At 48.0% G+C, this 12,932-nt stretch carries 9 protein-coding genes; 5 read left to right on the top strand and 4 right to left on the bottom strand.

Translation table 11 applies throughout. The features are described 5' to 3' along the window. Positions 1-3: 3 nt before the first annotated feature. Positions 4-1,644, bottom strand: a complete 1,641-nt coding sequence (locus tag NDK19_RS01590) for a M1 family metallopeptidase (protein ID WP_250630074.1) — start codon at positions 1,642-1,644, stop codon at positions 4-6. Positions 1,645-1,769: 125 nt separating this feature from the next. Between NDK19_RS01590 and NDK19_RS01585 the strand changes: the two genes are divergently transcribed. Together NDK19_RS01585 and NDK19_RS01580 are read left to right on the top strand one after the other, a co-directional pair. Further along, on the top strand, positions 1,770-2,651 hold the full coding sequence (locus NDK19_RS01585; protein WP_250630073.1) for an Rpn family recombination-promoting nuclease/putative transposase: 882 nt from the start codon (positions 1,770-1,772) through the stop codon (positions 2,649-2,651). A 17-nt stretch (positions 2,652-2,668) separates the two neighbouring features. Further along, positions 2,669-3,568, top strand: a complete 900-nt coding sequence (locus tag NDK19_RS01580) for a glycosyltransferase family 2 protein (protein WP_250630072.1) — start codon at positions 2,669-2,671, stop codon at positions 3,566-3,568. Between the two features lie 24 nt (positions 3,569-3,592). On the opposite strand, the gene ftcD is transcribed toward NDK19_RS01580, so the two are convergent. Then, the gene (ftcD, locus tag NDK19_RS01575; RefSeq protein ID WP_250630071.1) at positions 3,593-4,609 is read right to left on the bottom strand and encodes a glutamate formimidoyltransferase; all 1,017 of its coding nucleotides are present in this window, start codon (positions 4,607-4,609) and stop codon (positions 3,593-3,595) included. A gap of 157 nt (positions 4,610-4,766) precedes the next feature. Between ftcD and NDK19_RS01570 the strand changes: the two genes are divergently transcribed. Continuing rightward, the gene (locus NDK19_RS01570) at positions 4,767-5,144 is read left to right on the top strand and encodes a co-chaperone GroES (RefSeq protein WP_250630199.1); all 378 of its coding nucleotides are present in this window, start codon (positions 4,767-4,769) and stop codon (positions 5,142-5,144) included. Here NDK19_RS01570 and NDK19_RS01565 read toward each other — a convergent pair whose 3' ends face one another. Both NDK19_RS01565 and apaG read right to left on the bottom strand, forming a co-directional pair. Further along, positions 5,145-5,897: a hypothetical protein gene (locus tag NDK19_RS01565; protein WP_250630070.1), complete on the bottom strand. Its 753-nt coding sequence runs from the start codon at positions 5,895-5,897 to the stop codon at positions 5,145-5,147. A 43-nt stretch (positions 5,898-5,940) separates the two neighbouring features. Next, entirely contained in the window at positions 5,941-6,327 is a 387-nt protein-coding gene (gene apaG, locus NDK19_RS01560) for a Co2+/Mg2+ efflux protein ApaG (protein ID WP_250630069.1), read from the bottom strand. 187 nt (positions 6,328-6,514) lie between these two features. Between apaG and menD the strand changes: the two genes are divergently transcribed. Together menD and NDK19_RS01550 are read left to right on the top strand one after the other, a co-directional pair. Continuing rightward, entirely contained in the window at positions 6,515-8,209 is a 1,695-nt protein-coding gene (menD, locus tag NDK19_RS01555) for a 2-succinyl-5-enolpyruvyl-6-hydroxy-3-cyclohexene-1-carboxylic-acid synthase (RefSeq protein WP_250630068.1), read from the top strand. Positions 8,210-8,281: 72 nt separating this feature from the next. Continuing rightward, positions 8,282-12,922, top strand: a complete 4,641-nt coding sequence (locus NDK19_RS01550) for a translocation/assembly module TamB domain-containing protein (protein WP_250630067.1) — start codon at positions 8,282-8,284, stop codon at positions 12,920-12,922. Positions 12,923-12,932 lie beyond the last annotated feature (10 nt).

Below are 12,932 nucleotides of genomic sequence, written 5' to 3'. Positions count from 1 at the left end.
ATTTTATCTGCTGACTGCTTCTACCGGCTTGAAATACATCAAGTCGGTATTGAATTGCAGGTCGGGCTGTTTGTTTTTCCTATCGGTCAGGGTTTGCCATTGAGCCTTGGGGAATATTTTCACCCAATCGGCGGCCTTGTTGGTGCGCACCCATACCGGCATGTTAAAATCCTTTTCTGCCGCATTCCATCGGTAGCTGAGGATTGTTTTTTTACCCTTCTGCTCCCACTTGTACTCTAACTGCGGCACCTGTGTATGGAACAGATACTGACGGAAAATCGGGGTCAGATTCTTGCGGGTACGCTTGTTGAAAAACGCAATCACTTCATCGGTAGAAAGACTCTGAATGCGGAATTGTTGCGCAAAGTCGTAGATGGTATTGTACCAAAGTGTATCGTTGGCGATGGTGTGGCGGATAGAATGTAACATCCAAGTGCCTTTAAAGTAAATGTCGGAATCGCGCCAGTAGTTGTAGTTAATGCCAAACTGCCCTACCATCGGGTCTAAGTTGCGGATGCGGATGCGCTGCTTTTTGAGGTATTCAATCGTTTTTTCGGTGCTGCCCGTCAAACATTCCAGATAGAGTACCTCGGCGTAGGTAGTAAACGATTCGTGAATCCATAACTCTGCGTGGTCTTTTGCGCTCAGGCTGTTGCCAAAATACTCATGTGCGCTTTCGTGAATAATGATAAAGTCAAAGTCAAACTCATTATTGCGATAATTATTGCCGTAAGCCACAGCACTCTGATGCTCCATGCCCCAGTAAGGGGTTTCCACTAATGCAAAGCCATCGCGCCAGAAGGGATATTTGCCAAAACGTTTTTCAAAACAGGCGAGCATGGGTTTTACCTGTTCAAAATGCTTTTTTGCTTTGTCCTTGTTATAGTCCAAGATGTAATAATCCACTGCCAATTTTTCTCCGTCGGCAGCCGTATATTCATCCTCCAAATGCGCGTAGTGGGCAATGTTCAGTGTTACGTTATAGTTGTTGATAGGATAGCTGACGCGCCAGTCATACCCTTTGTAATTGCCCGGCGCACTTACCACTCCCGAAAGATTGCCGTTAGCTACGCACATAAGCGGCTCGGGTACTTCGCAGTAGATGCGCATACTGTCCGGCTCGTCGGAGGGGTGGTCTTTGCAAGGCCACCAAGTGCTTGCCCCTAAGCCCTCGCAACTCACACCAATCCAAGGGCGCCCTTGTTTATCTTTTTCCCATGAAAAGCCGCCGTCCCACGGTGGGTTGGGTGCTATGCGAGGCTGCCCCTGATAGTAAATTTTTACTGTGCCTGTTTTACCTGCCGGAACAGTCTTATTCAGATTGATAAATATCGCATTGCCATCACGACGAAACCGCACCTGATATTCCTCGTATAAAATGCGGTCAATTACCATATTGGCAGCCAAGTCCACTTGCATGATACTGAAATCTTGCACGGCGCGGAAGGTAATCGCATTATAGCCTGCAATGGCCTTCTCCGCGGGTTTTACTTTCAGGTTTAGGTCGTAATAGGTTACATCGTAGCAGGCGCGCTCGGGCAGCAATGTTCCGCGAAGCGTATCGGCACGGGTGTAGAGTCTTTGCCGGGCAAAAGTTGTATGCCCAAATAAGAGCAGCGCAATGAGGCAATAGATTCGTAGCATATCTTAAAATTATTTTGAAACTTTGTTATGCGTTCGTTGGCCGGTCAAACATACATCAAATGACTGACCAAGTCTGAAAAACTACTCAAATATTGCTGATGGACAACGTTTGACCATTCTTTTCCGTGGAAGATACAATGGAATTTGCAGAAAAATATGTCAATCCGTTTACCGATTACGGTTTCAAGCGACTCTTTGGCGAAGAGCCGAGCAAGGAGTTGTTGCTGGATTTTCTCAATGAATTGTTGAAGCAGGAACAAGGCAGAATCGTAAGTCTTACCTACTTGAAATCTGACCGATTAGGCGGCAGCGAAGACGACAGGCGGGCGATATTTGACTTGTATTGCGAAAACGAGCGCGGCGAAAAGTTCATCGTAGAACTGCAAAAAACCAAGCAGAAGTTTTTCAAAGACCGAACAGTTTACTACTCCACCTTCCCCATCCGCGAACAGGCACAGCGCGGTTCTGACTGGAATTTTGAACTCAATGCTGTTTATACCGTTGCCATTCTTGACTTTGTGTTTGATGAAGACAAAGCCGAACCGGATAAATTCCGTTATGATGTCAAACTTACCGACATAGAAACGTGCAAAGTATTTTATGATAAACTCACGTTTATTTATTTGGAAATGCCCAAATTCAGCAAGCCGCTAACGGAGCTGACTACGCGCTTTGATAAGTGGATGTATGTACTTCGGAACTTGAATAAACTCAACAGAGTGCCTGATGAGTTGCGTGAGGGGGTTTTCCTGAAACTGTTTGAATTAGCCGAAATCGCACGATTCAGCCGCCAAGAGGCAGAGGCTTACGAAGACAGCTTGAAATCGTACAGAGATTTAAAAAACTCTCTGGATACGACAAGGGAAGAGGGGGTTGAACAAGGTATTGAGATTGTTCTCCAAGTGTTTAATCTACGTAAAGAAGGGAAAACAACAGACGAAATTGCCTCACAGGTCGGCATCAGTGCAGAGAGAGTAACGGAAATCCTTCGGAAAATTAACCCATAAGAAAATAACTGACGGACATGCCTGCTCCAACCCCACTTTTTTCCGTTGTGATACCGGCTTATAACCGTGCCGACTTTTTGCCGCAGGTGTTGGAAACCATTCTGGCGCAAACCTATGCAGATTTTGAACTTTTACTGATAGATGACGGCAGTACTGACGATACCCTGCAGCTAATGCAGCAGTGGTTGCGGCGTGATGAGCGCATCCGCTACCATCGCAAGAAAAATGAAGAACGCTCTATTGCCCGCAATACGGGCTTCTTGCTGGCCAAAGGTCGCTACGTGGTTTTTCATGATTCGGACGACCTGATGAAGCCCAACCACTTGGCAACGCTTGCCCGTGCCATTACCGAAAACCCCGATGTGTGCTTTCTGGCTACCAAATTTGTGCTGCAAACCGATGAAGGCATTGCAGAAGATGAAATCAATCAACTGGCAGGGGGGAGGTATGACTACCGCCTATTTCTGAGCGGCAATCCGGTAGGTATATTTGTGTGCGTGCGAAAAGAATGCCCTGATATTCACCTCTTTCCGCCGCAGTTCAACTTTTGCGAAGACTGGATTTTTCACCTTTTGAACTACCGCCGTCGCCAATTGCTGCTGATAGATGAAGTTACCAATGTGGTAGTTGTGCATAACAACCGCTCCATGACCAACCACAGCCACGTTATCGCCGGACGTATAGCAGCTACGGAGTTTATTATTTCCCAAACAACGCTCAGTGAGCAGGAAAAAGCACTTCTGTGGGGCAACACCTACCGATTCTGTGCCATTCACAGCTACTTAGACCACCGTTACAGAGACAGCATCCGCTATATGTTGCAAGCCATCCGCCTGTTGGGAATCAATTGGCCGCAGCTAACCCTCTTGGCCAAGTTTCTGATGGGGCGCAAAGTTGTTTTATGGTTGAAAAAATGAATCGTAGAAAGGGCGCATAGGCTGCTAACGTTTCATGGCATACTCAATAATCTTCTTGTCGGGTTCAAAAGGCCGCAGTTCATCCAGCCCCATACTTTGTACGGCTTTGGCAATGAGTGCGCCTTCATCGTTGGGTACAGGCTGTTTGTCCTTCGCAAAAAAGTAACGGCCTGCTTCCAGCATAGCTTTCAAGGGAATCAGCCCCACCAATTCGGAGCCTGTAACTCTTGTGCCGTAGCGAAGTGCCGTTTTGCTGATTTCTTCATAAGCCGTATGAATGGGCGTAACATCAATATCTATCAGATTGGTAGAAACCTGTACACAGTCGTATTCGGGCATCAGCCAGCCAATGGCACGCACGGCGGGCAACCTGCCCGGAATAAACTGCTTTTCGGGATAAGAGTTGCCGGGTAACTTGCGCCCCGAAGTGCGCACCTCGGCCGCAATTGATTTGGCAATGGCTATATCTTTGGTTGCAAGGTTGCAATTCCACGCCACCAGAATTTTGCGCGCACCGATTACCGTAGCCCCCGGTTTGGGCTGAAACGTTTTAGGGCCGAAGTCGGGTTTAAAATGCAACATGCGGCGCGCCAGCCCTTCATATTCTCCTTTGCGCAAAAACGGCAGGCTGCGGCGTTCTTCCGATGTGGCCGCATACTCATAGCAATACACCGGAATTTGCAGTTCGCTGCCCACTCGTCGGGCAAGTCGGTGCGCTAACTGTACGGTTTCTTCCATGCTCACATGGTGCAACGGCACCAGCGGGCATACGTCCGTAGCGCCTATGCGTGGGTGCGCTCCGCGATGGCGGCGCATATCTATCAGGTTGGCTGCCGTTGCCATTGCCCGAAAAGCCGCTTCACAAACTGCTTCGGGAGTGCCTACAAAAGTCATTACCGTCCGATTGGCATCATAACCCGAATCTATTTCCAATAATTTTACTGCCGCTACCGAAGTGATAGAAGCTGCAATAGCGCGAATCACTTGTTCATCGCGCCCTTCCGAAAAATTAGGGATACATTCCAAAAGCGGCTCTGTCATATGACTTTTTGTCAGTTTGCGGGTTGTGGTATTATTGTGGTTAGAAAACCAATCGCATCAAAAACAGTTTTTCAATCAGTCAGGAACGCAATTGGTGTTCAAAAGTATAATTATACAACCAATGATTGACTTAACAAATATCGCCCCAACCCCTTCTATGACAACGGCGGAAGTAAACTTAGATAAAATCATTGTAGTAGGCGACCGTGTGCTGATTAAACCCAAATCGCCTGCCGACCGTACTGAAAGCGGCCTTTACCTGCCGCCAAGCGTACAGGAGAACGAACGCGTGCAAAGCGGTTATGTTATGAAAGTAGGCCCCGGCATCCCTATTCCGCTGCCTACCGATGAAGACGAACCATGGAAAGAACCCGGGGAAAAAGTTAAATACATTCCGTTGCAAGCCAAAGAAGGCGACTTGGCCATCTTTTTGCAAAAATCGGCTTATGAGGTTATGTATGGCGGGCAGCGCTATTTCATCGTACCGCAACACGCCATCCTTTTGCTGGAACGCGACCCCGACTTGTTCGGTTGATTACCGACGCAAAACAAAATGTTGCTTAGGCTGCTTTTCGTCCATAAAAACCAAGCCTGTTTCCCAAAGGTCAATGCTGAAACGCACGCGCTCATCGGCAATGACCTTTTGCCACATTTGTTCCATGGTGCTGCTCCGATAGCGCAAATGGAATACTGCCACACTCCCGCTGTGCAGCGCAGGCAGGCAACTTTGCCATGCGGTGTACATGCTGTCTGCATGACGCGTGTTTAGCCATAAAAAATCTAACTGCGGGAAAACTTTTGTAATAGCCGCTGCCCCCGATTGCCAGTCGGTGTTCACAATCCGTAACTGCGGCAAGCCCTGAGCAGTGCTGTCGGAGATTTGTGCCAAGTCTTTGCAAGGTTCAATGCTCACAAGGCGGCTTTTATGCCAGCCTTTGGCCAAGTAGCGCGTTGCCAAACCTACATTGCCCCCCATAACGGCAATCGTTTGTGGGTGAAAGAAATCAGCCAATTTATAGAGCAGGTGCGCTATCTGCTGCGAAGGCTCAAAATTTCGGATAATCTGCGCCACGGTAGGGCGAAAAAAAAACTTAGACGCGTGAACCGCGCCTAAGTTGCTTACCATAGATTTATCTGTTATTAGTGGGTGAAAAAATCTTTCGATTTCGTCAAAGTCGTAGTAGTGCTTACTTGCAAGGGTTACCTCGTTATGTAGTTTGAATACAAAAGGTGAATGAATATCGTGCAGGGTTTTAGCTGAAATCAAGTAATGCAGATAGCTTAACATAGCGACAAAGAATTGAGCGCAAATTAAGCCGCTTCCACCCGATTTAGTTGCACAAATAAGGTGCTATCAGCGAAAACTCAGGGATAGCTACCGGAAACTCCTGCCCATCCATGATGCGTTCCATGGTATAGTAGCCCAGCATTTTGCCGATGCCGCTTTTCAGATGACAACCGGAAGCATATTCATGCACTTCACCGGGTGCCAAAACAGGCTGCTCACCAATTACGCCATCGCCATCTACCTCTGCTACCGTACCGTTTCCGTCATAAATTTCCCAATGGCGACGCATCAGTTGCACGGTGTAATCACTGTTGTTCTCAATCGTGATATGATACGTGAATACGTGATGATTTTGCATCGGGCGTGAATACTCACTCTTATACTCCGTTCTGACAGATACTTTAACGCCTTGGGTAACTTCCGTTATCATAATAAAATGTAGTTTTGATGAGACAAACGGTTCTGTAACTCCTCGTGATATTCTTGTCTGAGTTGTTACAAACAAATAACCGCTAAAAGCGCGAAATATTTCATGGAAATCCGCCTATTGTCTTACATCTGTAATTGAATCAACAAAATAGCTTTGCAAGAAAGCCCGAAACTATTTAACAAAGCACATGCGATATTCTCATTACCCCATTATTAATATTGCCGCCGTTTGTGCCCGTTTGGGTGTAACCCGTGCAGTTATTTCACCGGGTTCGCGCAATGCGCCGCTGACCATTGCTTTTGCCCGCCACCCTGATATACAATGTTACAGCGTTAGCGATGAGCGTGCTGCCGCCTTCATTGCTTTGGGTATGGCACAACAGTCGGGTGCACCTGTGGCTTTGATTTGCACTTCGGGCTCGGCAGGGTTGAATTATGCGCCTGCTGTGGCTGAGGCCTTTTTCAGCAGGGCGCCGCTGCTGTTGCTGACCGCCGACCGCCCGCCCGAATGGATAGACCAAGCAGACGGGCAGACCATCCGCCAGCGCGATATGTACGGCAAACACTGCAAGGCAGCTTACGAAATCCCCGCAGACTATTCGCACCCCGATTCGGTGTGGGCTATCTATCGCACAATGAGCGAGGCTATACATACCGCCACTGCTTTTCCGCCCGGTGCAGTGCATGTAAATATGCCCTTTCGCGAGCCTTTTTACCCCAAACCCGAGCATGAAATTGCTTTTGATGAAGACGTAAAAATTTTTTCGGAAGAACGCGGCTCTATGCAATTATCGGAGGCTTCATGGTGTTCAATTGTTGAAAAATTGTCAAAAACAGAAAAAATATTACTTGTAGCAGGGCAAAATCGCATGGAAAAACCGCTGATAGAAGCGCTCAATCGCCTGCCTTTTCCGCTGTTTGGGGATATTTTTTCTAATATTCACACCGCAACCAATGCCGTTTTTCGCTATGAGGCAGGTTTGCAACTGACCGAAAATAATTTGGCCGAATGGCAACCCCCTGATTTGTTGATTACTTTCGGACAATCCGTTTTATCCAAAGCTCTGAAAAACCGACTGCGCAAATTTCCGCCGCAAGAGCATTGGCACATTCAGGAGTCAGGCAGCGTTCCCGATGTGTTCCAGTCTTTAACGCGGATTATCAGAACATCTCCGTTATTGTTTTTCCAAACACTTGCCGAAAAATCTGCCTTTGTACAAAAAGCAACGGCATGGCAACCCTTCCCGCCTGTGGATATGCACAAAGGCGACCGCCAATTTGAGGAACTGTGGCAAACGGCCGCATTGAATGAGCCCGCCGTTGTGTATCGGTTAATGCAGGTTTTGCCGCAGGGCACAACGTTGCACCTTGCCAACTCCATGGCTGTACGCTATGCACAAGCCGTAGGTTTGCAACGTTGGCAGGCAGTAGAAGTTTTCTGCAATCGCGGAACAAGCGGCATAGACGGTTGTGTAAGCACCGCCGTGGGACATGCGCTGGCCTCACCCGATAAACTGCACGTGCTGCTGGTTGGCGATATTGCCTTCATGTACGACCGCAATGCGCTATGGCACAACTACGCGCTGCCCAACTTGCGCATCGTCGTGTTGAACAACGGCGGCGGCGGTATTTTCCGCATGATAGACGGGCCACGCGGGCTCGCCGAAACCGACGAATATTTCGTAACGCGGCAGGCGCTTTCCGCACGTTCCGCAGCCGAAGACGCGGGTTTTACGTATCTTTACGTAAATAATAAAGAGCGTTTTGCCGAATTGCTGCCTCAGTTGTCGGCAGACAGCGCTGTGCTAATGGAAGTTGTAACACAACAGACCGATAACGAACAGGCGTGGCAATTCATACAGCCGCGCAACTGGCAGGTATAGTAAACCTAAGCAAAGGGTTCAAGAGTAAAAATCTTGACATTTGCGGTGGCAAAAGTGATGGAAACATAAATAATGGAGGTCAATAAAGACATATTGCCCGAGTCGGCAGTACCCGAAACACCGAGAGAAAGCCTGTTGCGCCGTGTATTGAGAGGCACGGTAAGTGCTTTTTTTACATTGGTCAGTTTGGTATTGCTGCTTTTGCTGGGTTTGCAGTTCCCCACTGTGCAAACATGGCTGGGTGGCCATGCTACGCGCTACCTGAGCGATATGACAGGTTTTGAAATGCGCATCAATCGCTTGGCTATCCGTTGGTTAGACAATGTGGTACTGCGCGGCGTGCTTGTGAAAGACCGTGCCGGTGCTGTAATGATTGCAGCCTCCGAGTTAGGAGTGGACTACGACTTAATGGCACTGATAGAAGGCAAAGACATTGTATTGAACCGCGCCCGATTAGACAGCGTAGCCTTCCATCTGATTTCGGACGGCAAAGACGGCGAACTGAATATCAACGAATTGATTGATGCTTTCAGCAGCGGCAAGCCCGATACAACGCCTTCTACGGCCAAGTTTATTATTGAAAGAGCTGTTTTGAACAACTGCACTTTTGGCTATAACCGCCCGCAAAAAGATGCCGGCATAGGCAAAGACGAGTTTGATTATTACCACTTTGTCTTAGACAAAATCAACGGCGAAGTGCGCGATTTTGTCAGCGTGCAAGACTCTATTCTGTTGCAAATCAAAGACTTATCGGCTCATGAATTGGCTTTGGACTGGCCTATTCACCGCTTCAATACCTCTTTTCTCTATTGCGACAAGGGTATTTTCTTTGATGACTTGGATATGCGCATCGGGAAAAGTTATTTGCGCCGCCGTATATCGCTTACCTACGACACCCCCGATGCAATGGACGACTTTAACAATCGGGTGCGAATCAATGCCGAGCTGGACTCTACTACATTGCATACGGACGATATCGCACATTTTGCCCCTTCACTGAAAAGTTGGGACATCAGCGCCAATATCAGCGGCAGCATTGACGGACATGTCAGCCGCCTGAACGTGCGCAATATGCGCCTGTATTTCGGACAGAACACCAATATCAACGGCAACCTTTCTTTTGACGGACTGCCCGAAACCGACCAAACCCTGATGCAGTTTCAGTTCCGGCAATCGCGGCTGGATATGAACGACGTAAAGCCGTTTCTGTCGGAAGAAAACTTTGCTACGGTGCAAAAATTCGGGGATGTGCGCTTCAACGGGCAATTTGTTGGCTATGTAAACGATTTTGTGGCACGCGGTCAGTTTGAAACTGCCTTGGGTATTATTAAACCCGATATTAACCTGAAATTAGACCAAAAGTCATATAGCGGGCAGATTATCACGGAAGGCTTCCATTTGGGGCAGGTGGCGGAGGTTTCTCTGCTGGGGCTGATAGATGCGGATGTGAGCATCAAAGGGAAAGGTTTTTCCATTGACGAAATGGAAACCGACATTGCAGGACGAATCGGTCGGCTGGGGCTTCGCGGTTACAACTACAAAAACATTCAAACCGATGTTTTCCTCAAAAAAGGCATTGCCGAAGGTTATCTGAAAGTAAATGACCCCAACTTTACTTTTGACGGCTCGGGAGAGGTGAATCTGAAAGACAGTGTAATTCGCCTGAAAGCCTCATTGGAAAAAGCAGATTTAGAAAAACTCAACTTTACCGACAAGCCCTCCGTTACTCGCGCCGGTATAGACTGCAATTTCAAAGGCCTTACCTTAGACAACCTCACGGGTGATATCAGGCTCGACAGTTTCTACTTTGCCTACGACAAAAAGGACATTCTTTTTGATACGCTCAACTTCCACTCGGAACGCAATGGCGCAATGCGCACTTTCTACATCCGCTCCGACCTGATAGACCTCGAGTCGGAGGGTAATTTTAGACCCTCGACCACCATTGATGACCTGAGCAAACTGATAGATGAATACATGCTCTACATCGGCAACGACCGCGAGGTAATAGAAAAATATTACAGCGAAAAACTGGCAAAGAAACTCAAAGCCCGCAAGCCGATTGTTGAAACGCCTTATGCGGTAGATTACCTGATTCGCGTTAAAAATCTGAGCCCGTTTATACAAATTTTCGTACCTGATTTTTACATTGCCCGCAACACAGAACTGAAAGGTCAATTTCGCAGCGGCGAAACCAAAGATTTTGATGTTTTGCTTTCTACCGACACCTTGCGCTACGGCAGCTACTTTTTAAAGAAAATAGCCGCAGCCTACCAAACGGTAAAAGTTGCGGACGCTAACCAAATCAACGCCAAGCTGAACATACAGGCCGCCTACCTTAACCAAACGGCCGAGCGCGGACAAACAGATACACTGTTGCAAAATTTGTGGACAGATGCCGAATGGCTGCGCGACAAAATAGCCTATACGCTATCGGCAAAGGCTGCCCATTCCGATGACCACGGCGCTATCAGCGGCGATTTCCGCTTCCTTCCCGAAAAACGCTACATGGCAGCGTTTCACCCGTCTTTTGCCATACTCAGCAACCGCAAATGGGAAAATACCGACACGGCAACCGTTACCATTCAGGGGCGCGAAATAGCCGTTAAGGATTTTTACTTTTCTGACGGCCAGCGCTTTATCAGCGTAAAAGGTGGCATTTCGGAAGACCCGGAAACTACTCTGGAAGTAGAAATCAGGCGCATAGGCATAGAACTGCTCAGCAACTTTGTCGGCAAAAAAATAGAGGGCGAAGCCGATGGCAAAGTGTTTTTGAAAGACCTCTACCATCAAATTCAGGCCAACGGATTTGTATTTGCGCACAACGTTAAAATGGAAGGATTCCTCTTGGGCGAAATCCGCAACTTTGTAAAGTGGAATCAGGAGGCACAATCGCTTGCCATGGAATCGCGGATACTGCGCGACAGCCGCGAAGTTTTGTTGCTCAACGGCACCTACAAGCAGTCCGACAATGAACTGGACTTGAATATTGACCTGAAACAAACCGAAATCAACGTATTGGAATCATTCCTTTCGGAAATTGCCTCCCAATTTGGCGGCAGAGCAGAAGGCAAACTACGCGTGTACGGGCAGGCAGATGCACCACAGATTTCGGGAGAGGTATTTGTTACGGGCGGCCGATTTAAGGTTAATTACCTGAACACTACCTATTTTTTTGATGACAGAATCCTGTTTGATGACGACCGCATTGCCGTAAAGCGACTGCGCCTGCGCGATGACGAACAAAACGTAGCATTTGTAGACGGCGGTGTTTACCACTACGGCTTTACGAATTTTATCATAGACGTAACAAGCGATTTTCGTCGCTTTAAAGTATTGGACACCCAACAGACCGAAGATGCGCTATACTACGGAACAGCCATCGGAACGGGCAGAATGGAAATTTTCGGGCCGCCCGAAAACCTGAAAATTACCGTAAATGCAACCAGTGAACGGGGAACGCGCATTTTTATGCCCTTAGACGGCTATGCAAGCGCCGAGGAAAAAAACTTCATCCGCTTTGTATCGCTAAAACCCGACACGGCAACACAAGATACCGTAGTGGCCGAACTGCAAACCCAACGCGCGCTGGATTTGTCCAAATTGGTAATTACCCTCAATTTGGACATTACCCCCGATGCCTACATGGAAATTATCCTTGACCGCAAAGCAGGCGACATTATACGCGGCAATGCACGAGGCAAGTTGAAGATGGACTTAGATACCAAAGGTGACTTCACCATGTTTGGCGACGTGGAAATTGTGAAGGGGTCTTACACATTCACTTTCCAAAACCTGTTCAATAAGTCTTTTGACATCAATCAGGGCAGCAGTATTGCATGGAACGGCGACCCGTTTAAGGGTAAAATGAACATCACTGCTTCCTACGACCAAAAAGTAGCGCTTGCTCCCATTCTATCGGGTGCACAGTTAGACAGTGCCACGCTGAACCGCCCCGAGCTGAAACGTCGCTATCCCGTGCGGGTAGATTTGTTCCTGACAGGCGAATTGCTGAAACCCCTCATCAAATACGATGTCGTATTTTTTGACTATCCGCGCACTATCGTTGCCGGTGGCGTTCCTATTTCATTAGAAACCTATATCGCCGCATTTAAGGCAAGGCTGGCAGGCGATGAGCAGGAACTCCAAAAGCAGGTATTCAGCCTGTTAATGTTGCGGAAACTATTGCCCGAAAATGCCTTTGAAGGCATTGGGCAGTCGGCGGGCAACAGCCTCAGCGAACTGATTACCAACCAACTAAGCGCGTGGATGTCGCAAGTAGATGACAACTTGGAGGTGGACATAGACCTCAACGGATTTGATGCCAATGCACTGAATACCATGCAATTGCGATTATCGTACAGCTTCCTGAACGGTCGGATGCGCATCACCCGCGACGGCAGTTTTACCAACGTGCAAAATCAGGCCAACATCAGCAGCATCGCCGGCGACTGGACGGTAGAATACCTGCTCACACAAGACGGCAGGGTGCGCATGAAAATGTATCGCCGCAATATTTCCAATACGTTCAATGCTGCACTGCTGGGTGCAAACGCCACCACAGGCGCAAGCATGATGTACACCCGAAGTTTCAACCACGTATCGGAACTTTTTGGAAAGAAACGTCGTAAATCCAAACAGAAAGATAAATCTGTTATCCCTTACCGCGACAGCCGGATATACATTCCGACAGATGAGGAGGAGATTCAGTAAAACAGCGATA

Origin of the sequence: Rhodoflexus caldus, assembly GCF_021206925.1 — a bacterium.
Lineage (GTDB): Bacteria > Bacteroidota > Bacteroidia > Cytophagales > Thermoflexibacteraceae > Rhodoflexus > Rhodoflexus caldus.
Note: the sequence above shows the minus strand (reverse complement) of the source record. Positions and strands in the feature narration are given on the sequence as shown.